We start from the raw sequence: 26,357 nt of genomic DNA on the forward strand, positions 1-26,357 counted from the left end.
GAAGACATGACTGCCGGAATCAAAAGGGTGATCCTGCTCTCCTTCGTCGTCCTCGCCGTCAGCGCCGTCGCCTTTTCCATGCAGGAACATATGCTGCCGGAATCCTTCTACTCGCCAGGCCATTTGTCCCAAGCCCATGAGGAAGTGGTGCAAGGCTGCGCTGACTGTCACCGTCCATGGTCGAAGGTCACCTCCGCTGCCTGTGCCACGGCGCAGTGTCATAGCCGGGAAAAGATGTCGGAGCAGATGAGCGGCGATTTGCTGAGGTACCACGAGAGCAAAAAAGACGATGACTGTATGACCTGCCATCAAGAACACCAGGGTGCCACAGGCGCGATGGTCGCTCAGTTTGATCATAGCCTCCCTGACATCCAACAGCGCTGCGCCGAATGTCATCAAGGACCGAAGGATCACGACGCCTTTGGGAAGGACTGCGCCGCCTGCCACGGCGTAGAGGCGTGGAAGCCAGCTACATTCGACCACAGCAAATACTTTCCTCTCGTCGGCGATCACAAGATCTCTTGCGCCGAGTGTCATCCCGGCGGGGATTACAAAAGCTACACTTGCGCAAGCTGTCACAGCGAAAGCGAAATGCTGCGGGAGCACCATACTTCCAATTATTCCCGGATCGAGAACTGCGTCGAATGCCACAACGGCAAGCGCTCGTCGAGAGACCGTTCCCGGCGTGAATCTGCTGAACGTTTTGGCGAGTATCGAACAGATCGGTTTAGGCAGGAACCCTACGGGGAGTATCATACTGACCAGTTTAGGCAGGAGCCTAGCGGTGACGACCCTCCGGAACGGTACAGTCGCGGCGAAGAGCGAACCTATCGCAAAGAAGATTCACGGCGAAGCCGCGACGATGACGAGCACCGGGATGAGCGCTAATGTGTTCACGAAAGGGTCACCGTTCTTTCAGCGGAATTTCAGCGTTAACGGGTAAAGTAAAGGTGTCAAAGGAAACTCCCGCAAAAAACAACAGGATAAAGGAGATGGCGTATCCATGTATCGATCCTGGCAAAAGACCATCGTTGCCACCAGCGTAGCGGCTGCTCTCTTATGCGGCGGTGCGATCGCCTATGCAGCCACCGATTCGGCGGCGGACGGCGACAACAGCAAGGCTTCGATTTTCCAGAAGTTTTGCAAAGATCATCGGGGCGGCTTCAAAGGCCATGACTTGGCCAGAGGTTTTGCCGGCGTCGCCACCATTCTCGGCATCGACGAAGCCACTCTGAAGACGGAACTGCAAAGTGGCAAATCGCTGGCTGATGTGGCCCAAGCCAAAGGCATCGCCAAGGAAGACCTGATCGCTAAGATGATGGCTAATGCCCAGACCCGCCTGGATGAAGCCGTCAGCAGCGGCAAGCTAACCGCCGAAGAAGCTGCCCAGAAGCAAGAAACGATGAAGCCAAAGATCGAAGCGGCAGTCGATAAAGTCCATACTGACCAGTTTGGCGACAAGCTCGGTGATAAGCTCGGTTGCAAGGACAGAGGCAAGGACGGCTTCCGTGGCATCGCTGGTGTGAATCACTTCCAGCAGATTGCCGACGTGCTCCAGATGACCCAGGATGAACTGAAGACAGAGCTGAAGGACGGCAAGTCCATCGAAGAGATCGCCCAGGCGAAAGGCGTCGTCAAGGCAGATCTGAAGGCCAAGCTGATCGAATCGGCCAAGGCGGATGTCGATAAGGCTGTTGCCGATGGCAAACTGACTGCCGAGAAAGCCGACCAGTTCAAAACCAACCTGGAAAAGCGGATCGATGACATGCTGAGTCGGAAAGGCTTCGGCGGTCGCATCGGCATCCAATAACAACCCTCGAAGTCCTAAGGCCAAACCCACCGTTCTACGCGACCTAAGGCGGGATTCCGCCTGCGGTCGCTTTTCCCTTTTTCATTCTCCTTTATTATCCTTTGTGTGCTTCTTCAACATATTTTACGTTGCCCCCTTGCTTCTGACGGCTCCCTGAAAGGACTTCTTTGAAATAGCATTCGCAAATCAGCTTCCTTTCGGTTTTGACGTATACATTTAAATTTTTCAACTTGTTACAATCTTGACATCTCGGATGTATAATCGAGACGAGATGATTACTTGGGGTGAAGAAGTTGCGGACACGAAAGGTGTTTCTCGCCGTATGCTTGACCGTGATGGTTTTGACCACGGCGTGCGGGAAAACGGATGCGCCGACGACGACAGCAGCCGGTGCGGTCACTTCGGTAAAGACCGTCCCGGTGAAACGGGCCACCATGACCAGCACGGTGACCTTGAGCGGGAAGATTGAGCCGAGTGAATCCGTCAATGTGGTACCTAAGTCCTCGGGGAAGGCGGCTGGCGTCTATGCCGATGTGGGCCAGCGCGTCAGTGCCGGGACGACGCTGATCCAACTGGAGAACAATGACATCCTGGCCAAGATCGACGCGGCCAAAGCAACCCTGGCTGCCGGTGAAGCCAATTTACAACGGGCGAGGGCACAGTTGGAGAAGACTCAGCTTCAGTTGGACGACGCCAAGCGCAACCTGGACCGGCAAAAGACTCTTTTTGAATCGGGCGCAATTTCCCAGTCCGCATACGACACCGCCCAGACGAACTATGATTCGATCAAGAAAGACTACGACATGAACGCCGCCTCTGTGGCTGCTTCCGAGGCCAGCGTGGAACAAAACCGGGCCACCCTTCGGCAGAACGAGGTGGATCTGGAGAATACGCGCGTCGCGTCCCCCATCTCCGGCGTCATTGCCAGCAAGAATGTGAATGCCGGTGAATCCGTCTCGGCCAGCACGGCGCCTTTTGTCGTCATCAATATGCAGACCGTCCAGATCAACGCTGGCGTGAGTGAAGGCGACATCAACCAGTTCAAGCTCGCCATGGATGTGGACGTGCTCGTTCCCGCCGCATCGTCGACGCCCTTCAAAGGCAAGGTGACCAAGATCAGCCCTGCCGCGGACGCCAAGGCCAAGACCTATCCTGTTTGGGTGTCCGTGGAAAACCCTGACGACCTGCTCAAAGCGGGCATGTACGCCGAGATTCATGTGACGACTCAGAAACTGGAGAACGTACTTACCGTTCCCTCCGAGGCCATCGTGGAGCGAAAAGGGCAGAAGGTCCTATACATATTCGACGGCGAGAAGGCTGTCGAACGCAAGGTGACCATCGGTAAAGTGGACGAAGGGATCACCCAGGTCTCCGAAGGGGTCGCTGAGGGGGAAAAAGTCATCACCTCCGGCCTTCAGGCTTTGCGCGACGGGATGGCTGTCCGCGAAGAACAGAAGGGCAAGCCCGGTCAGGGCGGTTCCGGCCAAGGCGCTTCTGGCCAAGGCGGCGCAGCCCAGGGCAGCTCCGCTCAAGGCGGCGCCGGTCAGGAAACGGCTGACCAGCGCGGCGGCAAACCTGACGCCGGCACAGCCGGCGATCAAGCCAAACCGCAAGGACAATCGGCAGGACGTTCCCAAGACGCGCCGCGTCAGGGGCAGTGACAGAAAGGCCTCACATCACTAAGCGCTAGGGTGGGGAACGCATGAATATCACCGATTTTTCCATCAAACGGCCGGCAGGCATCAGCATGATTGTTCTCTTCTTCGTCGTGCTGGGGCTCTACAGCTTCAACCGCATCGGCGTGGAACTGTTGCCAGCCATGAACACGCCCTTTGTGACGGTGCAGGTCTCTTATCCCGGCGCCGCCGCCGAGGACGTGGAGAAACAGGTCATCGAGCCCCTAGAGGAGGCCGTCTCCTCTGTATCGAAGCTGAAGAAGCTGACCGCGATGGCCAACGCCGGCTCCGGTTTTGTCATCCTTGAGTTTGACCTTTCCGCCGACCCGGACCAGGCGGTGCTGGATGTTACGAAAAAGGTGGACGCCGTCAAGAACAGGCTCCCCGATGATGCCGATGACCCGGTAGTCATCAAGCGGGACCTCAACGCCCAGGCGATCATGACCCTCAGCGTCAGCAGCGAGGGCTTGTCCAAGCTGGAAACGTATAAACTGGCCGACGAGATGATCCAGGAGCGCCTTAAGCGCGTCCAGGGCGTCTCCGAGATCGAGGTCTACGGCGGGCGGCAGAAGGAAATCGCCGTCGAAGTGGATCCCAAGAAGCTCGTCGCCTACAACGTCTCTTTGAATTCCATCGTCAGCAAGATCAAGTCGGAAAACGCCAACAAGCCTGTCGGCAAGCTGTATCGCCAACGAGATTACGATCTGCGGCTGTTGGGCGAGTACCAGAGTGTCCGCGAGATTGAGAACCTGGCCATCCCCAGCGGCGACGGTGCAGCCATTCCCTTAAAGAACGTTGCCACGATCAAAGAGCAGATCAAAGAAGTCCGCAACATGACCCGCCTCAACGGCGAGGAATCAGTGGGCATCGAGATCTTCAAATCGAGTGACATCAGTGTCGTCGATGTCGGCAAAGGCCTCAACGCCGAGATCGAAAAGCTGCGCAAAGAGCTTCCCGGCGTCACCATCTATGTGGCCAATGACGCCTCCGACTATGTTCAAAAGGCCTTGAACAACACCCAGATGAGCATCTTCGAGGGGATCTTGACGACCTCCTTCGCCTTGCTCTTCTTCTTGAAGGAATGGCGCTCCATGCTCACGGTGCTTCTCGCCATTCCCACATCCCTCATCGCCGTCATCTTCGTCATGTATGTCTTCGACTTCTCCTTCAACATGATGTCCCTCATGGGCATGGCCCTCTGTATCGGCATCCTCGTCGACGATTCGATCGTCGTCTTGGAGAACATCCACCGGCACCTCACCATGGGCAAAGACGCCAAGACGGCGGCCCGGGAAGGCCGGAGCGAGATTGGCATGGCGGCCATCGCCATCACCCTCTGTGACGTCGTCGTCTTCTTGCCCATCGCCTTCATGCAGGGGATGGTCGGTCAGTTTTTCCGCCAGTTCGGCCTTACCATCGTCTTCGCCACCCTCTTCTCTCTCTTCATCTCTTTTACGGTCACCCCGATGCTCTCCTCGAGGCTCTATAAAAAAGGGTTCGACGAAAAACAGCATCCCTTCTGGGAGCGCATCGACCGCTTTGGCGGGCGGTTTAAGAGCTTCTACGAAGTCATCTTGCACGGGTGCCTGGCCCACCCGAAAAAAGTCCTGGCCGGCGCGCTGGCTGTTTTTGTCGGCTCCATGAGCCTTGTCTACCCCTTCCAGATTGTCGGCGCCGAGTTCCTGCCGAAGACCGACGAAGGCAGCTTCAGCGTCACCGTGGAACTGCCCATCGGCACGCCCTTTGAGCAGGCAGACAAGCAGACCTTGAAGGTGGAGCAGTTCTGCCAGACGATCCCGGAAGTGGAAAACGTCCAATCCCGCATCAGCAGCAACCAGGGGACTGTCCAGGTGAAGCTGCAGAACAAGAAGGTTCGGAAGCGGACCGTCTGGGAGATCGCCGATGATGTGCGCAACTGGAGCAAGCAAAACTTCCCGCCCGGCGTCGTTCGGGTGAGTGAAGCCACCGCCTCGATCGCCGGCCTCCCCGGTGGCGGCCCACGCGGCGGCGGTGGCGGGAACGTGCAGATCGAGGTCCTGGGCTCGGATCAGGACAAACTGCTGGCCGTCTCCGAAGAAGTGATGGACATCCTGCGCAACACGCCAGGATCGAAGGATGTCAACACCAGTTGGCGCCTTGGCCAACCGGAGATCCAGACGATCATCAACCGGGAACAGGCCAGGTACTACGGCGCTTCATTAAATGACATTTCGGCGGCGTTGCAGACGGGTGTCAACGGCAGTACTGCCGGCGTCTTCCGCAAAGACGGCGATGAGATCGACATCAATGTCCGCTTCAAAGACGGCGACAAGATGAGCACCCAGGACTTGAAGAGCATCCCTGTCACCGTCGGCGGACAGAACATCGCAGTCAGCAATGTCGTCGAGTTCAAAGAGGGTACAGGGCCGCGCTCCATCCGCCGTGTCGACAAGCAGCGGGCCATCACCATCTCCTGCAACTTGACCGACCGGCCGCTGAATGAGTTCATCACGGAAGTGCAGCAGAAGGTGAAGGCGCGCAACTTCGACCCGCTCATCTCTGTCAACATGGCCGGCCAGGCGCAGAACATGAACGACACCTTCAGCCAGATGCTCAGCGCCTTAGGCTTGTCGCTGATCTTCGTCTACATGGTGCTCGTTGTGCTCTATGAATCCTTCCTGACACCCTTTATCCGCATGTTTTCCCTGCCCCTCGGCTTTATCGGCGCCGTAGTGGCTCTAGCGCTGACGGGTAACGGTCTCAACATCTTCTCCATGATGGGGATCATCATGATGGACGGCTTGGTCGCCAAAAACGGCACCTTGCTCCTCGACTACGGCTTGACCCTCATGTCGCGCGGATATAGTCCTCGCGAGGCGATCATCGAAGCCGGCAAGACGCGGTTGCGGCCGATCATCATGACGACAATGACAATGGTCTTCGGCATGCTGCCTACGGCCCTGGCCATCGCCGAGGGCGCCGAGAACCGCGTCGGTATGGCCTGGGTGCTTATCGGCGGCCTGCTCAGTTCCACCTTCTTCACCCTGGTCATCATCCCGATCATCTTCATCACCATGCACCGCTGGAAAGACAAGTTCTCCACCGCCGGCTGGAAAGGGCTATTTAAGAAGGGGGAAGGGGAAAAGGCGGTTGAAGGGGCTTGACCAGGGTTTAACGACCATTGCGGTATTGGAAGCATTGGGATAACGATTCGAATAACATCTAAAAAACGAAAGACCCCGAGCGGACCGCCGGGGTCTTTCGCTGTTTCAAGGAGTCTGCAGGCGTTACGTCTAGTAGCTTTTTCGTTCTTTGCCGGCTCGGCCTACCGGATTGCCCGCAACCACTATCTGGAGCAGGGAAAAAGGCTGGCTGCGCTATCACCGCACCTTGCGGCTTACGCCGAAAGGCGGCGCGCCTCATCGCGGATCAGTTCCAGGCGACTCGATAGTAGTTTTCAAGTGACCGACGTAATTAAAAAGGAAGGGCGGAAAGAAGCCGGTGATGTCGTGATTGTGCATATGAACGCCATCCTATATAATCGAAAGTAGCAGAAGTGGTTTGGGCGAACCACAATCATATGAGACAATGGAAAACCCCCTCGCCTTGAGGGGGTTTTTGAGTAATGTGGATGCAAAGAGGAGTCGGTCGCGATGACAGAGGTGTTGCTGCCATCCCTGGCGGCGGCGATGATGACGGTGCTCGGGGCATTGCCCTTTTTCTTCATCCAAGTGACACACCGCTTGCGGGACATCTTGTTGGGGTTGGCCGCAGGCATGATGGTGACTGCCGCCTTCGCCTTGCTCCAGCAAACGTCGAACTTTTGGCAGGCTGCCCCCGGCATGGTCATCGGCGCTGTCCTCTTGTATCTCCTGCTGCGCTTTTTGCCAGAAGGCGGCCGCCTGGCCTGGCTTACCTTTGCGGCGATCGCCTTGCACAATGTTCCCGAGGGCTTGGTCGTCGGTGTGGGCTATGCCGAAGGGGACAAGCTGGGCCTCTTGATGGCGCTGACAATCGGTTTGCAGAACATGCCGGAAGGTTTGGTGATCGTGGCCCCGCTGTTGGAGCAGGGCGTCAACCGCTGGAAGGCGCTGGCCTTCGTCTTCGCCGCGGCCATAGTGGAGCCCTTGTTCGCCGTCTCCGGCTTTGCTCTGGTGGAACAGGTGCAGGGGTTATTGCCGGTCGCCCTTGGTTTTGCCGCCGGCGCCATGCTCTATGTCACCTTCCGGGAGTTGATCCCCGATACCCACGGCCATGGTTTTGAGGAACAGGCCACGTTCGCCTTTTTGTCCGGAGTGATCATCATGATGGGGTTGGGGACGGCGCTGGGATAAGAGCATCATCAGCGGTACCTTCGACGAACCGATCTTGCCAGTTCTTTCAACATAAGGAGGAGTGGCCATGTTGCGGAAAGTCCCCTTGCGGACAGTGTTCATTGTCCCTTTTATCCTCCAACTGCTTCTGGCTGTCGGATTAGTCGCTTGGCTATCGGTAAACAGCAGCGAACGGGCCATCCAGGATGTGACCTCCCGACTGCGCACTGAGATCGCCGACCGGATCGACGAACACTTGAAAACACACATGGAAGTTCCCAGGCTCGTCAACCGGATCAACGCCAACGCCATTGAGACAGGCATGCTGGACATTCATGACAAGCCCATGCGGGAACGGTACTTTTTCAAGCAACAGCAAGCTTTCCCGCAGATCGCCATGAATTTCATCGGTACGCCGCAGGGGGAATTCATGGGCGCCCGGCGGAACCTCGCTGGGGAAATCCAACTGGTGCTGGCCAGTGACGCCACGGAGAACAACTCGCACTACTTCGCCGTCAACGCCGATGGGGAAGCCGGGGAATTAAAAGAGGTTTTCCGCAACTTCGACCCCCGAAAACGGCCTTGGTACATAGCTGGCGAAAAATCAGGCCTGCCCGGATGGAGCCAAATCTACCGTCATTTTGTCTTTCAGGATCTGGCGATCACCGCTGTCCATCCCCTCTACAAGCCGACAGGAGAACTCATCGGCGTCCTCGGCGTCGACTACATCCTTTCACGGTTAGACCGATTCTTACAGGGATTACAGGTCGGTCAAACGGGCATGACCTTCATCGTCTGCCCTTCGGGAAAACTGGTGGCTTCCTCGTCCCCAGAAAAGCCCTACTTGCTCAAAGAGGGGCAGATGGACCGGATTCTTGCCGCTGACGCCGCGACGCCGATGATCCGGGAGGCCGCCCGTTACTTGGAGGGCCGCTTCGGCAGTTTGAATGCGGTCCAGGAGCGCCAGGAGGGGGAGTTTCTTCTCGACGGCGAGCGCCTGTTCGCGCAGGTGCTGCCCTTCCGCGAATACGGACTGGACTGGCGGATCGTCGTCATCGTGCCGGAAAAAGACTTTATGGGGTATATCGAGGAGAATACTCGAACCACCTTTCTGCTCATCGGTTTCGCCCTGCTGGCGGCGATCCTGGTCGGTGTAAAGACCTCCCATTGGGTGATCGGGCCGATCCGGGAGTTGAACGTCGCCGCTTACGAGTATGGGCGGGGAAACTGGGGCTATACGCCGGCCATCGAGCGGGATGATGAAGTGGGCAAGCTGGGCCAAACCTTTACGGCCATGGCCCGTCAACTGGGGGAACTCTTCTCCAGCCAGGAACAGACGGTGGCCGAGCGAACCCGGGAACTGAAGGAAAAGAATGTCGAACTGGTGGCCGCGAACGAGAAAAAAGACCTCGCCGTCAAGGCCAAGTCGGTGTTTCTCGCCAATATGAGCCATGAGATCCGCACGCCCATGAATGCGATCCTTGGTTTTTCCGAACTGCTCGAAGAGCATGTGTCCGACGAGCAGGGGCGGCGCTACCTGGAGTACATCTCCTCTAACGGAGAGACGCTGCTGCGCATCATCAACGATATCCTCGATCTGTCCAAGATCGAGGCGGGAAAGCTGGAGATCCAACGTCGTCCTGTACACCTGGAGGCGCTGTTCCAGGAGATGGAGCGGGCCTTTGCCAGCCAGGTGGAGGGCAAGGGGTTGCATTTTATCCTGGATATGGATCCTTCCATCCCTTCGCTGTTGCTGATTGACGAGCTCAGATTGCGGCAGATCCTCTTCAACCTGATCGGCAACGCCGTGAAGTTTACCCATCAAGGGTCGATTAAAGTGACAGCCCGAATCATACGCGATGAGGTCAGCGGGAGCAATAGGAAAACAGGCGATACATCAGAAGTGTTTGATCTGGTTATCTCCGTCGAAGACACCGGGATTGGCGTTCCCGAGGAGCAGAAGCAGGCGATCTTTGAGGCTTTTGTGCAGCAGAAGGGCCAAGATACGCGCTATGGGGGCACCGGACTGGGGCTGACGATCACCCAGCGCCTCGTCGAGATGATGAACGGCGAGATCGCACTGACGAGCGAGGTGGGCAAGGGGAGCACCTTCCAATTCACCCTGCGCGATGTAGAAGCGCCGGCAACTGAGGAGCCCTTTAAGTCGAAATCCCCTGTAGCCGGGTCTGTTGTTCACTTCGCCGATCGCCTTGTGCTGGTCGCTGACGATGAAGCGGCCAACCGTAAGCTGGTGCGGGAGTTTCTGGAGCCTCATGGCATCCGGTTCATCGAAGCGACCAATGGGCAAGAGGTCATCGATCTGGCCGAAAAGCACCGGCCCGACGCGATCATCCTCGACATGAAGATGCCCGTCTTGGATGGCTATGGGGTGCTGCAAATTCTCAAGGGCGACGACGAGTTGTCCGCCATTCCGGTCATCGTGCTGACGGCTTCCGTCCTAGGGGACCAGGAAGCCACCGTCCGCCAGGCAGGCTGCGCCGGATTCTTACGCAAACCGGTGAGGAAGGAGCAGCTGCTGGCAGAGGTGGCGCGGGTCCTGTAATCCCTCGTCTGGATATCAATCGCTGAATCGTCAGTTCCAATGGCAAGGGCGCCGATAAGCGCGACATGGTGGATGACTGCCCCGGCGATGGATCGGCGGTCATCCTGGCGAGGGTGAATCGCTGATGTCCCCGGTAAGTTTTCGAGCCATATTGCGTAGAATCACCGGGATGCTCGAATGGCGGGAGTAAAAGCCGGGCTTAATCTTAAACGAAAAAACAAGTAAGGAATACGCGTGTCTTCGGCTGCGCGCTGACAGGGAGTCCTTCGTCTGCACCGCACCGGTTACGCGGGTTCTTGCAGTTTGGCAGGAGGAACTTCAGGAAGGAAGGTCTTCAGCAGAAAGAAGCCGACTGTGCCAGCGGTGACGGAAGCGAGCAGGATGGCTACTTTGGATTGATTCAACAATTCCGGCGACTCCGGGAAGGCGAGACCAGAGATGAAGAGAGACATCGTAAAACCGATGCCAGCCAGCCAGGAAAGGCCGTACAACTGCCTGAAGGTCATGCCTTCAGGCAGCGAGGCGATGCCGAAGCGGATAGCCATCCAGGAAAAAAGAGTCACACCGACCTGCTTGCCGACGATCAGACCGATCAGGATTCCCAGGCTGACTGGAGAAGTCAGGCCCGATAGGTCGTTGAGAGGCACGCCGGCGTTGGCGAAGGCAAAGACAGGCATGATGAAAAAGCCTACCCAGGGATGGAGTGCATGCTCCAACTGATGCAGGGGGGAGGTGGCCCGGTCAGCGAGGCTGTTTAACTGGGCGATCAGGCTGTGCACCTCCTCGGTGACGACAGTATCCCCCGATTTCTCCGGACCTTGGAAGCCTTCGAGCGTCTCCAGAACGCGATCCGAAAACTCCCGAGTGTCGATAATCGTCCGCATGGGAATGGTCAGGGCCAGCAGAACGCCGGCGATGGTGGCATGGATCCCTGACTTGAGAAAGGCGACCCATAAGATGAGCCCAAGGAGCATGTAAGGCGTGATCTTGCGGACACCGCTGATGTTGAGCAGGACCAGTGCGGCGCCCACAGCAGTCGCCAGGCCAAGGTAGCTCAGGTGGATTGTTTCTGTATAAAATAGGGCGATAACGAGCACCGCGCCCAAATCGTCGACGATAGCGATGGCGATCAGGAGAACTTTCAAGGCCAAGGGAACCCGCGCCCCCAGCAACGCCAACGCACCCAGAGCGAAGGCGATGTCGGTGGCCATGGGGATGCCCCAACCGCCGGCGCTGGGCAAATTCATGTTAAATAGGATATAAATGACAGCTGGCGCGACCATCCCGCCGATGGCGGCTACGATGGGAAGGCTGGCTTTTTTCAACGAAGAAAGCTCCCCCTCCAGGATCTCCCGCTTGATCTCCAGGCCCACAACAAAAAAGAAGACGGCCATCAGTCCGTCGTTGATCCAGAGGATCAGCGCTTTCGAGAGACCGAATCCCGGCAGACCGACGGTGAGGGGCTGGGTGAAAAAGGACTCATAGAGAGGACGCCAGGGCGAGTTGGCGATGAGCAGCGCTAGGGCCGTGCAGACGAGCAGGAGGATGCTGCTCGACGATTCCGTCTGGATGAATGCTTCGATCGGGCGCCGGATCGTCTCTTTAATAAACCGCAATGCTGTCTCTCTCATCTTTTACCTCCTTAGGTATAATCTGTTTTCCTCCCCGAGGAAGAAAGCTGCTAATGAAATCCTACAATATTATTTCCAGGTTGTCATTGTCGTGACTGGGGCCAGGCCTGATCATGGATGTGGAAAAGTATCACGATTCTGAAAAATAGAACAACTCCCTAAAACATTGCGAAACTTTTCACGTCGATTGTATAATGCGTACGAAAACAGAATATCGATTCGGATGATGCTTACGGGAGAGCGGTCGTCAGACCCGCCGAAGGAGTCACACTCTCAGGTCCTTGTCACAGCAAGGAGAACCGCAAGCGGACGAAACTCTGGAGAGACCCTGCCAGACAGGGCGCCGAAGGGGCAATGCGGTCACTGCTGACCGTTAAATCTCTCAGGCAAAAGGACAGAGCAAACATTTGGAGAAAGTCACCGGTCCACTCGTCTACCCAGCTAGCCCAGCAATCTCTCGCGCTACCCGCTGATCCAGGTCAGATAAGCGCCGGGAGCGGGGTAGACTCCGTGGTAGCGAGTCGGAGTTCTTCGGCTATGGCTTTTTCCAACGGTCCGCTCTTCAGAGTCAAATCATCGATTTGGCTTTTTTCGTTTTCTAACACACTTCAAGGAGCTGACCATCATGGACTTCATCAAACTGCTTGACCAGATCGACAGCCTCGTCTGGGGACCTCCGCTGCTCATCCTGCTCGTTGGCACCGGCATCTTCCTGACGATCCGCCTCGGCCTGCTGCAGGTGACACGACTGCCTCTCGCCCTCCGCTTGATCTTTACGGCTAAAAACGACGGCGACGGTGATGTGAACAGCTTTGGCGCCCTCTGCACGGCCCTCGCCGCCACCGTCGGCACGGGGAACATCGTCGGCGTTGCCACGGCCATCAAGGCCGGCGGTCCGGGCGCCCTCTTCTGGATGTGGGTGGCCGCATTCTTCGGCATGGCGACGAAATATGCCGAAGGCCTCCTGGCCGTCAAGTACCGTTCTGTCGACGCCAACGGGCAGATCTCGGGCGGTCCCATGTACTATATCGTCAACGGCCTCGGCGTCAAGTACAAGCCGCTGGCAGTCATGTTCGCCGCTAGCGGTGTCCTCGTTGCTTTCTTCGGCATCGGCACCTTCCCCCAGGTCAATGCCATCGTTACGGCCTGTGAGTCGGGACTCGGCGTTCCCATTCCCGTCACCGCCGCCGTCATCACCTTGCTGGTGGCCCTGATCACCTTAGGTGGTTTACAGAGCATCGCCAAAGTCTCCGAAAAGATCGTCCCCTTCATGGCCATCTTCTACGTTCTCATCAGCATCGGCGTTCTGGTCGTCTTCGCCGACCAACTGCCCCATGCCATCCAACTGGTCATCAGCAGCGCCTTCACCGGCTCCGCCGCCGCTGGCGGCTTCCTTGGCGCGACGGTAATGATGGCCATCCGCAACGGCGTCGCCCGGGGCGTCTTCTCCAACGAATCGGGCCTCGGCAGCGCCCCCATCGCCGCCGCGGCGGCCAAGACGAAGTGGCCGGCCGAACAGGGACTCATCTCCATGACAGGCACCTTCATCGACACGATCATCATTTGCACCATGACTGGTTTGGTGCTCATCGTCACCGGCGCCTGGTCGAGCGAGCTTTCCGGGTCGGCCATGACCCAGGCGGCCTTTGCCGCCGGCTTCCCCCTCCTGGGCACGGCCATGCTGACCCTGGGCTTGGCCCTCTTCGCCTTCACCACCATCCTCGGCTGGAACTACTATGGCGAGCGGTGCTGTGAATACCTTTTCGGCGTCAAAGGGATCAAACCCTACCGGATCATCTTCATCATCCTGGTGGCGGCCGGCGCCTTCTTAAAGCTGGAGGCCATCTGGCTCCTGGCCGACATCGTCAACGGCCTCATGGCCATTCCCAACCTGATCGCCCTCCTCGGCCTCTCGGGCGTCGTCGTCACCGAGACGAACCGCTACCTCCACCACCTGCGCGCCCAGGCCAAAGCGCGGGCCGGCCAAGGGCAGGCAACATTGACGCGACAGGTGATTGAGAAATAAGTATTAACAAATGGACGTTTAGGCCTTCGACGCAGCGCCTACAAAAATAAAAAAGAAAAAGCAAAAAGCGAAAAGCCAAGTGAAGGCGTAAAGGGCGCCACACTTGGCTTTTTTCAAAGAGGGCCGTAGTTCAACTGTGGTTACGTAGATTCGACTTCCTCTGCTCTGTCGAGTTCGAACCAGAACGAGATGCCGCCGGAAACGTTTTCCGCCCCATAACCGTTTTGGTGCATCCGCTGAATCGCCCGGACGATGGAGAGGCCAAGACCGGTGCCGCCATAGGCCCGGGTGCGGGCTTTGTCCACTTTATAGAAGCTCGTCCAGATCTGATCGAGAGCCTCCTCGGGGATCCCTTTTCCCGAATTGAAGAGGGTGACGCGGATTTTTTGATCCCGAGGCAGGATACGCAGGACCAACTCGTTGGGAGGGGCGATGTGGTGGATCGCGTTGGTGAGGTAGTTGACCAGCACCTGTTCCATCCGCTCCATATCCGCGTGGGCGATCAGACCGGATTCTCCTTCGATCGCCCACGATACCTGTCGTTCCCGCAGCAAGGGGGTGAATTTTTCCACCACCGACTCTGCCCAGGCAAGGGAATCGAAGGTGCTCCGTTCGAGATGGAATTGTCCCGATTCGATCTGAGACAGGTCGAGCAGTTCCAGGACCAGTTTGTTCATCTTGCGCGTTTCGTCCATGATTACATCGCAGTAGAAATTGCGGCTCTCTTCGTCATCAGCCACATTCAGCTTCAAGCCTTCGGCGTAGCCTTGGATTAAAGCGATCGGTGTTTTCAACTCATGGGAGACGCTGGAGATGAACTCCTTGCGCATCTCGTCGATTTTGCGCTCGCGCTCGATATCGGTCTGCAACTGAGCGTTTTTCTCCTGCAACTCCGTAATGGAACGGCTCAGTTGATCGGAAAGGGAATTAATGCTCTCCGCCAATTGCCCCAGCTCGTCTTGGCTGCCGACAGTCACCTTCTTCTGAAAATCCAGCGTCGCCATTCGCCGGGCGATGTCGTTCATCTCCAGGATGGGCCGGGTGAACCGCCGGGAATAGAAAAAAACGATGATGTTGCCGAGCAGGAGGGTGATCAGACCGGTGAAGAGGAAGAAACGGTTGGCCACAGCGGCGCTCTCCTGCATAGCCGCCAGGGGGGTGCTCAGGAAGAGGTAGTATCCGTTGGGAAGGCGTGTGATCACGTTGAGAAACTGTGTATGCAACCGCGGATCCTCGCGGAATTCGATGAGTTCCTCGCCTCGTTCCAACTGCCGGCTGCCCGATTCAACGGCTTGCTTAAACAAAATAAGCTGGTGGTTTCGAAGCTTTTCCGGTCCCGGAGAAGGATCGACGAGCCGCAGGTGCGAGTTTTCATTCCGAAGCGCCCTTTGGTCGGGATTCGCGGGACCAGGCGGAGGGGACGCAGCCTGATCCGGCAGGGCTTGTTCGTGCAGGGCTTGTTCCCGCAGGGGCGGTTTCGCTTTTTCCTCGAGCGTCCGAGCGTCTTGCCCTGGATCAACCTCGGGCGGAGGGCCAGGAAAGGTGGTATACAAGATATTCATGTTCGCGTCGATGAGAATGCTGCTGATCGCGCTGGTCCGTTCCATCCGTTCCATGGCTGCCCAGAGATCATCCGGGTTTTCCTGGGCCAGCGTCGCAACCATCCGGCTGCTTTCGCGCAAGTCGGATGTTTTCTTGTAGACGTAGTACTTTCCCAGGCTGGTGGAGACAAGGACGGAGGAGAGGACGATGAAGAAGAGGATCATGGCGCTCATGGCCAGAAAGAGCCTGAATTTGATAGAGTGTTTCATGGCGCCTCAAAGCGGTAGCCGAGTCCGCGCACCGTCTGGATGTGCTGGCCAGCGTCGCCCAGTTTCAGGCGCAGCTTTTTGACGTGGGTGTCTACGGTCCGGGCGTCGCCGAAGTAGTCATAATCCCAGACGGCGTTGAGCACCTGTTCCCGACTCAGGGCTTTGCCGGCGTTTTCGGCCAGGTGTAGGAGGAGTTCGAACTCCTTCGGTGTTAGTTCGATGCGATCCCCTTTGACTTTGACAATGCGGCCGGTCACATCGATGGCGAGGTCACCGAAGGAGAGCAGAAGGTTCTGGTCGCTCTCCAACCGCCGGAAGAGGGCTTGCACACGAGCCATCAGGATGCGGGGGCTGAAGGGTTTCGTCACGTACTCATCCGCCCCCAGATCGAAGCCGAACAGTTCATCTACTTCTTCCGATTTTGCCGTCAGCATGATGACTGGGACACGGGACTGCTTGCGAATCTCCCGGCAGACGGCCCAACCGTCATAGCCGGGCATCATCACATCAAGGATGACCAGATCGAAGGGCTGTGAGAAGAACCGTTCGAGGGCCGCCTTGCCGTCTTCCGCTTCGGTGACGACAAAGCTTTCCTTTTTTAAAAAATCCCCGACCAGCTTGCGCATCCGCGATTCATCATCGGCGATCAAAATCCGTTTAGCTGCCATGGGAACAACTCCTTTGCGCCCCAGTCCGGTTTATGTATCGGCAAGGGAAAGATGCTCCATAAGGCAAGCCCTATGGAGCACGGTTCCCTGAGGGGGATTTTTATGTCATTAATTCGACGCGGCAGCCGACGCGTCCTCTTTCGATGGGACAGGTTGACCGAGTAGCCCCAGCTGAAGCGGGGCAGGGGGGAGCGTTTTCAGGAAAGCGTCGGCTTGTTCCTGGGTGATCGTGCCGGCATCGATCAGCGGCTGGAGCAGTGTAGACGGGTTGGGCATCTGCTGCTTCTGCTTCACGCCATCGGGCTTGGGCGGGAAGATCTTCAGGACGGCGTCGGCCTGTGCCTGGGTGAGCGTTCCGTCGTCGACGAGTTGCTGCATCCGTTCTTCCGGCCGTAGCGGCGGTTTGGGCATCACATCGGCGATAGCGTCAGCTTGGGCCTGTGTCAACGTTCCCGCTTCTACCAACTGGCGGAGCGTCTCTTTTTGCCGTTGACCCGGCTCGGGGCGATCCCCCATCTGTCCGTCAGGGCCAGGGCCGCCGAAGGGACCGCGGTGGAATTGGTCGTTGCTGCTGCTGGACGGATCAAAGGTCGCGTTAAAGGGCGGGCGGGGTGCAGCGGCGGTTCCTCCGGAACTGTCGGAGGGGTCGGCGGCGTAGGCTGTGCCAACAGAGACCAGCAGCGCTCCTCCGGCGATCAGACCCAATACCTTTTTCGATAACAGTTGAGACTTCATGGTTGATTCCCCCTTCGTTCTTGCTAGCAGTTGGTTGGATTTGATGGTCGTATTGTAGCAAGCCTATGTGTCCGAACTGTGAACGAAGGGTGAACGTTTCCGTTGGCATCGGAGGAGTGATAGGGAAAAGACAACGTTTGAAGGCTTGCCGAGGGAAAATGTCATAATCCCCGCCGGATGAGCGGACTGACGCTGGCATCAGCATCATCGTTCTTTTTCGTCGAATAACCGTGCTTATCCCGCAAAAAGCTGACCTCCTGGAGCGCGCAGCCACTGGAGTCACAGTCGGCGCATTCCAGGCAGTGGGTGAAATCAAAACCGGCTGTGAAGGGACAGACGGCGATGCAGTTGGCGCAGCTATGGCCGTTCTCCTGCCAGAAGCGCAGGCAGGACTTCGCGTCGATGGTCCATTTCTCCACGCCGGGGTTGTTGTTGGCGCAGGTGACTTGAAAGGACGGCTCCCCGGCGCTGATCGAATGCGACGGGCAATGGTCCACACAAGCGAAACAGTTGCGGCAAAAACGGGCGATGCCAAAATCCACGGGCGAATCGGCGACAAGAGGCATGTTTGTCAACACCTTGCAGAGCCGCACATTGGAACCAAACTCGGGCGTGATCAACAGTCCGTGCCGGCCCAGTTCGCCGAGCCCTGCGTCGATGGCCAGGGGGATGCTCAAGGCGGTGTCGTTCATGCAGGGGATGGCCGCGTAGCCCAAGGAGCGGATAAACTCTGCCAGTGATACGGCCGTGATGGCCATGCGCGAATAGCCCAGCGAAGCGGCTGTGCTGCTGGCGGCAAGCGGTGACGTTTCGATCATCTCCCGGTTCATCGCCACGGCGATGACGATGGCCCTTTGCATGGAGGCGGGGATGACGAAGCGGTCCGCTTCCTCCAAGGGGTTGTCGGCGTCTTCAAAGACAAAGGGTTTTTCCAGGTCCTTGGCATAGACCCACTTTGGATCGAGATCAGCGATGCCCACCAGATCGGCGCCGTAAAGGAATGCTTGCTCTTTCACGATTCGTGTCATATGAGCGCCATCGGCTTCCCATGGCCTGCGCTGCAACGCTTCGGGGACAAAGAGGGGATTCCAGGCCAAGAACTGGCTGTTCGGAAAACCGTAGGCCCCCAAGATCAGATTCAGCGTATTCGCGCCCAGATCGGCAGCGTAGTCGAGCCGACTGTTCCCCTTTACATTGCCATAGATATTGGACAGCATGTTGGCAAACATCTTTTCCGTAAAATACATGATCCCCTTTTTCCCGGTGTCTTCCAAGCCTACCGTAACGAAGGCCTGATTTTCGACAGAAAAACGCTGGTAACCGCTTTCATCGATGCGGTGAGCGGGGCCTTTGCAGTGATGACGATCTCTTGGAATCATGCCTGTTCCCCCTCGGCTAAAAGTCGCAGGTAAGTCGATTCAATATACTTCAATACTTCGACGAAAATGACAAACTCCTGCTTGGGCCGAGAGGAATTTGACATGAGAGGATTTGGCGATTCCGGGCCAATGGGGGGGATCTTTGATGAAAAATATCTGCGAAGCAAAACATCGGCGTTACGATATAATTGTGCTATGCAAATATAACATCTGTACTGGTCATAAGAAGGAGGCGGCGCGTATGCAACCCTCCGCCTCCTCCATACAGACAGGCATCTCCGTTTTGGCTTTACCCCTTATTGACATAGAGCCTTAAATTAATTTATTGTAAATATTTAAATCTGCTTCTTTTAACATGTATTTTTTTACATTAGGTATAATTCTTACAAAATGCTCTGTCTTAAAATGCGCCTCTAAAGCCTTTCTACTTTCCCATTCTTCAATCATTGTAAGGATTGAAGGATTATTTTCATCTTGATACAATTCATATTTAAGGCATCCTTTTTCTTTCCTTGTGAGCTCGACCAATTCTTTGTATAGCTCAATAATCTCATTAAGTTTGTCTTGTTGTGCAAAATTTCTAGCAACTACTTTTATCATTCTAATCCCACCTTGCATAGTTCCAATCATTATTTTACGTATTATCTAACAACGTTCGTCCTACTGTTCAAAGTCAACATGCACTGTTCAAGAGGTTTTAATATATATGAGATTTCATCACCGAACAATCATGTTTTTTTATCAGATGCATAAAGATCCTCTCTGCGAAAAATTATTTAATTACCATTTGTCATAATGAATTCTTTCCTTATTAAACCTATTTGCTGCTTCTCTTTTTTCGTCTGGATATCCAACAGGTATTATTGATAAAGGAATAACACTTTCTGGAAGGTTTAAAAGCTTCTTAAGAGCATCTACTCTGTCTTCCATAGGATAAACTCCAAGCCATACAGCTCCTAATCAACATTTTTGAGTAAGGATGAAACTCGGTTATTTTCTTCATAATTTCCTTATCTCTTAAAACTACAAATTCCCATGGTTGCTCATTTCCGGCGGAAGGTGCCTGCATTCCTGCTCTTAAAAGTTCCTCTACAATTTCATCACTTACTTTTATGTCCTTATACCTTCTTATACTTTTTCTGTTTAATATTGCATTCATTTTATTCTCTCCTTTATTTTTTAAAAATTATTTTGTCGGATCCGGTCCAATTCTTTTCCTTGTGTTTCATCCTTTCTTGCAATCGAATCAATTCATACTGTTATTTTAAATACAAAGTTCGTTGCAAACAAGTACGCACTATTCAGTGCTATAGTTACCAAAAGTATACCTATTATTGTAGCGGCTCACCCTGATTGACGGAAAAGTGTTTAGAACAGCGGATCATACCCTCCAGGAGTTGCTTTTTGCAGTGGAATTATGATATGATATTATACAATAAGTTTTAATATAGCAACTGCGCGCTATTTAGTGTTATAGCAACCAAAAAACGCTTTGAAGGAGTCCTGAAACCGTGACGTTATCCTGCTGCAAAACCACATAAAGGAAATCAAGGGGGCGCGTGGTAATAGGAACAGGCCAAGCAGGCACCGGACAAGACGGTGGAGCACCTAGCGACGCGACTTGGGTCAATAACTCGAACAAGTGGTACACAATGGCTTGCCTGGACGAAAAAATGGGCGCACCATACCCCCCGAGTCGAGCAGAGTTCTCGCACGGTCGAGTGCATCCAGGTTTCATTGAATCCGTCCAGAGTGGCTATGCAAACGCCTCGTACACCCGACGAATCGTCCGTAGCCAAGGACAGAGCGCGGCCACACCCAGCTTCCATCGACGAGCGTGACGAATCAGACGGGCGGCCAGCGTAATCAGGTTGTCAATCACCGTCCGGATGCGCCGGCGATGCACCGGCTTTTTCAGGGGTGCGTCATTCACCTGCAGACCTTCCTGTCCGATGATGCGCAAGAGATTGTACGCCAACGCCCCCAGTGTCAACACCAGCTCGTTCGTGGCGAACTTTCCCGACGGCAGACGCTCCAGATTCAGGTCCGTCTTCAATTCGCTGTGGAACTGCTCCGACGTACCGTGGTCCGCATACAGATCGACAACCCGGGATGCGGCGACGGACAGGGATGTCCAGTACGTATCGGCTTGAATATCCGGATACAAGAGCACTTGGCCGTTTTTCAGGACCTTCCGCATGACAACGCGAAACGCGACGGTCGCCGGGGCGTCATCTTCGGATGGGCGCAACTCGACGGTACCCATGGACACGAATTTTCCCGGCCGGTCCTCGCAATGGATCCCCCGTTCCTTAGCGATATCCAGCCACATCTCCGGGGCTTCCCGGCGCAGATTGCGCTTGATGATGAAATCGGCCCCCATCTCCCGGCAGACTCGGACGGTATCCGCCGCATCATGCCCCGAATCGAGGCGGACCAACAAGCGAGCGTGCAGGGGAAGCACGGTCCGAGCGGCCTGGATGGCCCGGGTGAGAAATTCACGCATCCCGTTTTGGCAGTGCACCTTGCCCTCCCGCAACGCCAGATGAATCAAGTATCCTTCCCGCCCCAGATACGCAAAAATGGGTGCGTATCCGTCGACGCCCTTATAGGTTCGCGACACCCCTTCCTTTTTGGTGTTCGAGTTGTCAAAGGGGGACACGTCAATGTCGAGCACATGATAGTCCAGGTCCCGGCCGCCGACGCGGATTTGAATCGGTGTGAGTGGGGCTTTGGCATTGCGCAACAGCTGGAGGTTCTCTTCCATGATAATCCATTTCCAGCTCCGCTTCCGAAGGGCCGCCCGAGCCGTTTCGCTCAGGGAATCATCCTTGAGGTTTCTATCCAGCACGCCGGCCGCGTCGAGTCTTTGACGCAGAGTGGCTGCCGACGGAACCGTTTGGATACCCAGAGCGGTCTTGAAAAACGGCTCCTCCCGAAAGGCCTCTATGCACTCAAAGTCGGTCTTCCCTTGGCACAGCAAGCCTACGTATGACACGGTCACATCGGCATGAGAAATGATGGGGACTTCCATCTCGGGGAGGAGCGTTTCATTCAGACGTTCTCGAAGTTGCGTATATGGCATCAGCGCACCGACAATGGCCAGCCCGGCATGTTCCGTCAGGTGCTCGCCTGTCGACTCGAAAATGAATTTCGGCGGTTTGCCCATCCATGGCGCCTCCTCTGTCACATAGGATTGCAACATTTGCAACACCATTATACAACAAAGATGGCGCATTCTGAATGCCGTGTTTCGAAGGCCGGTCGATCGTGAAATTCTTTGACTTCACCCCACGGGTGAATCTGCGGAAAACGAAATATGTTTCGAAAACTCTGCCTTTCGCCGAATTGCTCCTCTTTTCTCAAATGGTGAACATTCGCTATCACGGACTCAGGGGAGTATGAATATGTCTTCAGGTTGCGGCATGTTAGAATTCAAAAATAAAAATTACACATGTACATTTGAAATTACAATAGATTTAATAGGGGGGAAGTGGAAGCCACTGATTATCTGGCATTTAGGAACTAAGGGTACAAAAAGATTCAATGAAATAAAAAAGTTGCTTCCAAATATAACCCAAAAAATGTTGACTCAGCAATTAAGAGAGCTTGAAGAGGATGCGTTAATTAATAGGAAGGTATATGCAGAAGTACCTCCTAAGGTTGAATATTCATTAACTACCCTAGGGAAGAGTTTAATGCCCATCCTAAAAATGATGTGTGATTGGGGAGATGATTATTATACACACAACTCCGATATTTAGGTATAATGATGCTATATCTATTATTGGTGTTTTATCATCACTTATCTTCAACCTGATACCGTAAGCGACGCTGCCCACATACTCGACTTTTCCTTCGCGTCCGTGCGGGCGGGCCCTTTTCAAGGGCGATGTCGCGCCCAGGGGCGCCTTGACTTTTTAATATACGGAGTTTTGCGTCGGAATTCGAGCTTATTCTGTATTTTGCTTCACGGATTCAGGCCTTTTTAATACTTTGGCCCCGACATATGCGCCAGCCATTGAAAAATCAAACACTTTCTAGAGCCTTCATTGGCCGTACTAGGAGTTGATGCTAAACGAAACGCCCCGTTTGAAGACGGGGCGTTTTTATGAACACGTTTAGGTGGGGGAGTCGATCAAGCCATCAGCATAACGGAAGTGGACTTGATGATGGCAACCGCTTCCGATCCTACCTTCAGTTCCAGTTCCTGTACGGCATCCTTGGAGATCATCGAGGTGATCTGGTTGCCACCGCCGATGTCCAATACCACCTCGGCCATCACCTGACCTTCCTTGACTTCCACGACTGTGCCTTTCAGTTGATTTCTGGCAGTGATTTTCATAGCGAGTTCCTCCTTCTTATTTGTTTAACACAGTAAACCCGTATTTTTCAAAGACGGCTTTTGCTGCCGGTCCTTGCAGATACTGCAGGAACTCTCCTGCGGTCTTGGCGTTTTTGCTGTCTTTCAGCACTGCGCCTGGGTACAGCACCGGTGAATGGGAGCCCTCCGGCGCCCGGGTCACGATCTTGACCTTGTCGGAGACCTTGGCATCGGTTTCATAGACGATACCGGCTTCCGTATTGCCTGTTTCCACATAGGTCAGCACCTGGCGCACGTCTTTGGCGAAGACCGTCTTGTCTTTCACTGCGTCAGCCAGATTCAGTTTCGTCAAGACCTCCTGGGCATACTTGCCGGCGGGAACGCTTTGAGGTTCACCGAGAGCCAGCTTTTTCACTTTATCCCCGGCCAGGTCGGAGAAACCCGTGATAGAAGAATCCTTGGGGGCGACGAGAACCACCTTGTTTTCCAGCAGGTCTTTGCGAGTGGCCGCATCGATAAGGTTTTTCGATTGCAGATCATCCATCTGTTTGGGCGCCGCCGAGATGAAAATGTCCGCCGGCGCACCCTGTTCGATCTGTTGCTGGAGGGAACCAGATGCGCCGAAGTTATAGGTGATGGCTGTGTTCGGATTTTCTTTGGCGTAGAGCTCCTTGACCTCCGTCAAAGCGTCTTTCAAGCTGGCCGCTGCGGAGACGGTCAAATTGACCGGTGCAGCCGCGTCTTTTGCGACCGGCGGAGCGCCGCATCCCGACAGCAGGGTCGCTGCGAGAAATAAAAGGAGTGAAAAGAGGGATAGCCATTTTTTGCGTTTCAAACCAAGCGCCTCCTTCGGTTTGTTGGGTTTCCAAGAGATGTCCTTTAGGAAAACCGCACACCCCCCCTTTCAATAAAAAAATCTCAATGGGATGGCCGAGTCTGACCGCCATCTCCTCATTGAGATTTGCTTAACGATTTGAGATATGAGTACCTTACCTAGGAAACCGAGAAGGATGAACATACGACGCTAAATAAGATAGTTTTAAAATAGTACGTTATTCGCGTGATGTCAAGTGTTATCTTGTTATGATCAGTTTTTTATTGAGGTGAACAGGGGAGTGAAAGCAATTATCTAGCTAGGTGCTCGCCTTTATGCCTCTTCTTGCTTTTTATGTGTTGTCATGTTGTTTTTTATCGTGTATGATTTGGTTAATCCATACTGTTATATCTCGGCGACGATCTCGCCGAGCCCTTCCAGGTCATAGCCGCCCATCCCTTGCAGTTCCGCTCGAAACTCCGGAGAGCGGATGATCTCCAACAGGCTCTGAAAGAGGGGTTTGACGAAGTCCTCTTTCTTGACGACGAGATGGTACTCTTCCTTTTGCAAGGGGACGAAATCGACCTGGGTCACCTGTCGCGCGGCCCGCTCGGTGCCCAGACCGTAATCGGCCTCATCTCTGGCGATGGCGCTGGCGACCGAGAGATGGGAGAAGACTTCTTTCCGGTACCCCGGGATTCTGTAGCTCTCAATGCCCAACTGCCGGAGTTTTTCGTCGAGGAACACCCGGGTCCCGCAACCCCGTTCCCGGTTGATATAGCGGAGATCGGAGCGGGTGAAGGCTTTCCAGTCGACGATGTTTTTCGGGTTTCCCCGCGCCACGTAAAAGCCCTGCATCCGGCGGACCAGCCGGATGATCACCGTGGGGATCCCCGGGATTAGCCGCCGCACATAGGGGATGTTATACTCGCCTGAATCGCCGTCCCAGAGATGGGCCGAGGCCATATGCGCCGTTCCCTGGTACAAGGCCAGCAGGCCGTTAAAACTGCCCACATGGGAACGAAAGACGGTTGTCCCCCGTGGATTCCGTTCCAGGTGGTTGGCCAGGATGTCGAGCAACGGGTCCTGACCACAGAGCACCAATCCCGGTAAAGGGGGCGTCCATTCGTCGACGGCGGAGGAAACGGGCGCAGAGGCAAAAAAGCCTGGCGAAGCGGTCCGGCCGGCGGGAGACTGGTTCGCGGTGGAAGCGGCCGATGTTGCCGGGGATGTTCCAGTCAGCGTGACCGGCAGCGACGCCCCTGACGAACTCACCGAAAGGACTGAGGCATCCGGTTCCGCCGGTTTTTCGGCAGGGCCACTACCAAGCGACTCCGAGGCTTGCCCCTTTCGTATGTACTTATCGACGGCGTCGGAGAGCACCCGAAGTTTACGCCCCACCCGGTATGCCGGCAGATCGCCCCGTTTGATCATTTCATAGACGGTGTTTTTCTTGATGCGCAGTCGTTCGGCCACCTCTTCTGGGGTCAGCGACGTATCCTCCGGCACAACGGTTTCCTCCCCAATCATTCCGTTTCGGTTTCTTTGACCATAATCTTACCATGAACCATGGTTTATATATAGAGTCGGGTCATGGCTTGTCCGGTTATGAAATTCTCAACGGCGAGAAGCCCTTCCTTCCGCAAGGAGTTGAAGGGGGTGCGCCGTTGAGGATTTTTTATTTTCACATCATATTTTTAATTTAAGGAGGAAAAAAGATGAAAATGGCGGGAACCAGTGGGCGCTCGGGAAGTTTGGGAAGTCGGGGGGGGTTGGGGAATTCGGGAAGTTTGGGGAGAGGGGCAAGATGGGGGCGCGGCGCAGTGATGCTCGCCCTGACAGGGCTGCTATTGAGCGGCTGCGGCGGACAGGGGAGCGGAGAGGGTGCAACGCAAAGTTCCCAGGCTGAGATCAAGCCTGCGTCTTTTGCGCAACCCCTGTTCGCCTATGTGGGCGCCGGGTTGAAAGAGCCGGTGACAGGACTGGCCGCCCTCTATGAGGCGCAGACCGGCATCAAGGTCGAATTGACCTTCAATAATTCCGGCGCTTTGCTCAGCCAGGCGGAAACGGCAAAAAAAGGCGACATCTATATGCCGGGAGGCAAGCCCTTTATAGAAATGGCCCAGAAGAAAGGGATCATTGACAAGGTGGTCGGGCCGGTAGCCTACCATGTGCCGGCGATCATCACCCCTAAAGGCAACCCGGCTGGAATCAAGGATGTACGCGATCTGGCCCGGCCTGGGTTAAAACTCGTGCTTCCCGACAAAGAGGCCACAGCTATCGGTAAGAACGCTTTCAAAACCTTCGATCAGCTCGGGATCACCGCAGCCGTGGAAAAGAATATCCTGGCCTCAGTGGAAACGATGCCCAAGGTACCTGCCATGATCGCCATGGGGCAAGGGGATGCCGGAATCGCCGAATACAGCAGCATGTCCAATCAAAAGGACAAATTGGAGGTTGTCGAAATCGACCCGGCCGTCAATGTCGTCGACGAGATCCCCTGCGCGTCGCTGACCTTTTCCAACCAGAAGGAACAGGCCCAGGACTTTTTGAATTTTGTGCAGAAGGAGGGACCGGGAGTATTTCAAAAGTTTGGGTTTAAAAAACCCTGACAGTAAGCGAAGAAGC

19 protein-coding genes, 1 pseudogene and 1 riboswitch are annotated in these 26,357 nt (G+C 55.2%); of the genes and pseudogenes, 9 read left to right on the forward strand and 11 right to left on the reverse strand.

The genetic code is table 11. From position 1 onward, the window contains the following. Positions 1-6: 6 nt before the first annotated feature. The 6 genes from AC0CW1_RS14150 to AC0CW1_RS14175 all read left to right on the forward strand — a co-directional run bounded on the left by AC0CW1_RS14150 (position 7) and on the right by AC0CW1_RS14175 (position 10,341). Positions 7-888, forward strand: coding sequence for a cytochrome c3 family protein (locus AC0CW1_RS14150; RefSeq protein ID WP_488183650.1), 882 nt, complete (start codon positions 7-9; stop codon positions 886-888). A gap of 115 nt (positions 889-1,003) precedes the next feature. After that, positions 1,004-1,810 (forward strand): hypothetical protein, encoded by an 807-nt coding sequence (locus AC0CW1_RS14155; protein WP_488183651.1) that lies wholly within the window; start codon positions 1,004-1,006, stop codon positions 1,808-1,810. Between the two features lie 335 nt (positions 1,811-2,145). After that, positions 2,146-3,471 carry an efflux RND transporter periplasmic adaptor subunit gene (locus AC0CW1_RS14160; protein WP_488184168.1) on the forward strand — a complete coding sequence of 442 codons (1,326 nt, stop codon included), beginning with the start codon at positions 2,146-2,148 and terminating at the stop codon, positions 3,469-3,471. Between the two features lie 41 nt (positions 3,472-3,512). Next, positions 3,513-6,629 (forward strand): efflux RND transporter permease subunit, encoded by a 3,117-nt coding sequence (locus AC0CW1_RS14165; protein ID WP_488183652.1) that lies wholly within the window; start codon positions 3,513-3,515, stop codon positions 6,627-6,629. Positions 6,630-7,118: 489 nt separating this feature from the next. Further along, positions 7,119-7,799: a ZIP family metal transporter gene (locus tag AC0CW1_RS14170; RefSeq protein WP_488183653.1), complete on the forward strand. Its 681-nt coding sequence runs from the start codon at positions 7,119-7,121 to the stop codon at positions 7,797-7,799. Positions 7,800-7,866: 67 nt separating this feature from the next. Further along, positions 7,867-10,341, forward strand: a complete 2,475-nt coding sequence (locus AC0CW1_RS14175; RefSeq protein ID WP_488183654.1) for a hybrid sensor histidine kinase/response regulator — start codon at positions 7,867-7,869, stop codon at positions 10,339-10,341. Positions 10,342-10,625: 284 nt separating this feature from the next. Here AC0CW1_RS14175 and nhaA read toward each other — a convergent pair whose 3' ends face one another. Beyond that, entirely contained in the window at positions 10,626-11,972 is a 1,347-nt protein-coding gene (nhaA, locus tag AC0CW1_RS14180; RefSeq protein WP_488183655.1) for a Na+/H+ antiporter NhaA, read from the reverse strand. A gap of 307 nt (positions 11,973-12,279) precedes the next feature. After that, a riboswitch (glycine riboswitch) is annotated at positions 12,280-12,380 on the forward strand. A gap of 217 nt (positions 12,381-12,597) precedes the next feature. On the opposite strand from nhaA, the gene AC0CW1_RS14185 reads away from it, so the two are divergent. Continuing rightward, positions 12,598-13,998, forward strand: a complete 1,401-nt coding sequence (locus AC0CW1_RS14185) for an alanine/glycine:cation symporter family protein (RefSeq protein ID WP_488183656.1) — start codon at positions 12,598-12,600, stop codon at positions 13,996-13,998. A 140-nt stretch (positions 13,999-14,138) separates the two neighbouring features. Here AC0CW1_RS14185 and AC0CW1_RS14190 read toward each other — a convergent pair whose 3' ends face one another. The 7 genes and pseudogenes from AC0CW1_RS14190 to AC0CW1_RS14220 form a co-directional block, all read right to left on the reverse strand. Beyond that, a complete protein-coding gene (locus tag AC0CW1_RS14190) occupies positions 14,139-15,809 on the reverse strand; it encodes a sensor histidine kinase (RefSeq protein WP_488183657.1) in 1,671 nt (556 codons plus the stop codon). Then, entirely contained in the window at positions 15,806-16,477 is a 672-nt protein-coding gene (locus AC0CW1_RS14195) for a response regulator transcription factor (protein WP_488183658.1), read from the reverse strand. The genes AC0CW1_RS14190 and AC0CW1_RS14195 overlap by 4 nt, the downstream gene beginning before the upstream one ends. Positions 16,478-16,585: 108 nt before the next feature. After that, positions 16,586-17,212 (reverse strand): hypothetical protein, encoded by a 627-nt coding sequence (locus AC0CW1_RS14200; protein WP_488183659.1) that lies wholly within the window; start codon positions 17,210-17,212, stop codon positions 16,586-16,588. 161 nt (positions 17,213-17,373) lie between these two features. Continuing rightward, positions 17,374-18,591, reverse strand: a complete 1,218-nt coding sequence (locus AC0CW1_RS14205) for a reductive dehalogenase (protein ID WP_488183660.1) — start codon at positions 18,589-18,591, stop codon at positions 17,374-17,376. 312 nt (positions 18,592-18,903) lie between these two features. After that, positions 18,904-19,191 (reverse strand): putative quinol monooxygenase, encoded by a 288-nt coding sequence (locus AC0CW1_RS14210; RefSeq protein WP_488183661.1) that lies wholly within the window; start codon positions 19,189-19,191, stop codon positions 18,904-18,906. A gap of 180 nt (positions 19,192-19,371) precedes the next feature. After that, positions 19,372-19,750: pseudogene (locus AC0CW1_RS14215) on the reverse strand (nitroreductase family protein). Positions 19,751-20,347: 597 nt separating this feature from the next. After that, a complete protein-coding gene (locus AC0CW1_RS14220; protein ID WP_488183662.1) occupies positions 20,348-21,760 on the reverse strand; it encodes an IS1380 family transposase in 1,413 nt (470 codons plus the stop codon). Positions 21,761-21,998: 238 nt separating this feature from the next. On the opposite strand from AC0CW1_RS14220, the gene AC0CW1_RS14225 reads away from it, so the two are divergent. Next, positions 21,999-22,355 carry a winged helix-turn-helix transcriptional regulator gene (locus AC0CW1_RS14225; protein ID WP_488183663.1) on the forward strand — a complete coding sequence of 119 codons (357 nt, stop codon included), beginning with the start codon at positions 21,999-22,001 and terminating at the stop codon, positions 22,353-22,355. A 374-nt stretch (positions 22,356-22,729) separates the two neighbouring features. Here the strand turns inward: AC0CW1_RS14225 and AC0CW1_RS14230 are convergent, their stop codons facing one another. The 3 genes from AC0CW1_RS14230 to AC0CW1_RS14240 form a co-directional block, all read right to left on the reverse strand. Then, complete coding sequence (locus tag AC0CW1_RS14230) at positions 22,730-22,936, reverse strand: TOBE domain-containing protein (RefSeq protein ID WP_488183664.1); 207 nt, start codon at positions 22,934-22,936, stop codon at positions 22,730-22,732. A 16-nt stretch (positions 22,937-22,952) separates the two neighbouring features. Further along, positions 22,953-23,750 (reverse strand): molybdate ABC transporter substrate-binding protein, encoded by a 798-nt coding sequence (gene modA, locus AC0CW1_RS14235; RefSeq protein ID WP_488183665.1) that lies wholly within the window; start codon positions 23,748-23,750, stop codon positions 22,953-22,955. A 384-nt stretch (positions 23,751-24,134) separates the two neighbouring features. Further along, a complete protein-coding gene (locus AC0CW1_RS14240) occupies positions 24,135-25,259 on the reverse strand; it encodes a helix-turn-helix transcriptional regulator (protein WP_488183666.1) in 1,125 nt (374 codons plus the stop codon). Between the two features lie 296 nt (positions 25,260-25,555). On the opposite strand from AC0CW1_RS14240, the gene AC0CW1_RS14245 reads away from it, so the two are divergent. Then, entirely contained in the window at positions 25,556-26,341 is a 786-nt protein-coding gene (locus tag AC0CW1_RS14245) for a substrate-binding domain-containing protein (RefSeq protein WP_488183667.1), read from the forward strand. Positions 26,342-26,357 lie beyond the last annotated feature (16 nt).

Source organism: Heliomicrobium sulfidophilum (genome assembly GCF_057715735.1).

Excerpts from the sequence above, each read along its gene's own strand:
- AC0CW1_RS14155 (WP_488183651.1), top strand. The coding sequence starts at position 1,004 with ATGTATCGATCCTGGCAAAAGACCATCGTTGCCACCAGCGTAGCGGCT.
- nhaA (WP_488183655.1), bottom strand. The coding sequence starts at position 11,972 with ATGAGAGAGACAGCATTGCGGTTTATTAAAGAGACGATCCGGCGCCCG.
- AC0CW1_RS14205 (WP_488183660.1), bottom strand. The coding sequence starts at position 18,591 with ATGATTCCAAGAGATCGTCATCACTGCAAAGGCCCCGCTCACCGCATC.
- AC0CW1_RS14210 (WP_488183661.1), bottom strand. The coding sequence starts at position 19,191 with ATGATAAAAGTAGTTGCTAGAAATTTTGCACAACAAGACAAACTTAAT.
- AC0CW1_RS14195 (WP_488183658.1), bottom strand. The coding sequence starts at position 16,477 with ATGGCAGCTAAACGGATTTTGATCGCCGATGATGAATCGCGGATGCGC.
- AC0CW1_RS14150 (WP_488183650.1), top strand. The coding sequence starts at position 7 with ATGACTGCCGGAATCAAAAGGGTGATCCTGCTCTCCTTCGTCGTCCTC.
- AC0CW1_RS14245 (WP_488183667.1), top strand. The coding sequence starts at position 25,556 with ATGCTCGCCCTGACAGGGCTGCTATTGAGCGGCTGCGGCGGACAGGGG.
- AC0CW1_RS14225 (WP_488183663.1), top strand. The coding sequence starts at position 21,999 with ATGTCTTCAGGTTGCGGCATGTTAGAATTCAAAAATAAAAATTACACA.
- AC0CW1_RS14165 (WP_488183652.1), top strand. The coding sequence starts at position 3,513 with ATGAATATCACCGATTTTTCCATCAAACGGCCGGCAGGCATCAGCATG.
- AC0CW1_RS14230 (WP_488183664.1), bottom strand. The coding sequence starts at position 22,936 with ATGAAAATCACTGCCAGAAATCAACTGAAAGGCACAGTCGTGGAAGTC.
- AC0CW1_RS14190 (WP_488183657.1), bottom strand. The coding sequence starts at position 15,809 with ATGAAACACTCTATCAAATTCAGGCTCTTTCTGGCCATGAGCGCCATG.
- AC0CW1_RS14175 (WP_488183654.1), top strand. The coding sequence starts at position 7,867 with ATGTTGCGGAAAGTCCCCTTGCGGACAGTGTTCATTGTCCCTTTTATC.
- AC0CW1_RS14185 (WP_488183656.1), top strand. The coding sequence starts at position 12,598 with ATGGACTTCATCAAACTGCTTGACCAGATCGACAGCCTCGTCTGGGGA.
- AC0CW1_RS14170 (WP_488183653.1), top strand. The coding sequence starts at position 7,119 with ATGACAGAGGTGTTGCTGCCATCCCTGGCGGCGGCGATGATGACGGTG.
- AC0CW1_RS14160 (WP_488184168.1), top strand. The coding sequence starts at position 2,146 with ATGGTTTTGACCACGGCGTGCGGGAAAACGGATGCGCCGACGACGACA.
- AC0CW1_RS14200 (WP_488183659.1), bottom strand. The coding sequence starts at position 17,212 with ATGAAGTCTCAACTGTTATCGAAAAAGGTATTGGGTCTGATCGCCGGA.
- AC0CW1_RS14220 (WP_488183662.1), bottom strand. The coding sequence starts at position 21,760 with ATGGGCAAACCGCCGAAATTCATTTTCGAGTCGACAGGCGAGCACCTG.
- AC0CW1_RS14240 (WP_488183666.1), bottom strand. The coding sequence starts at position 25,259 with ATGATTGGGGAGGAAACCGTTGTGCCGGAGGATACGTCGCTGACCCCA.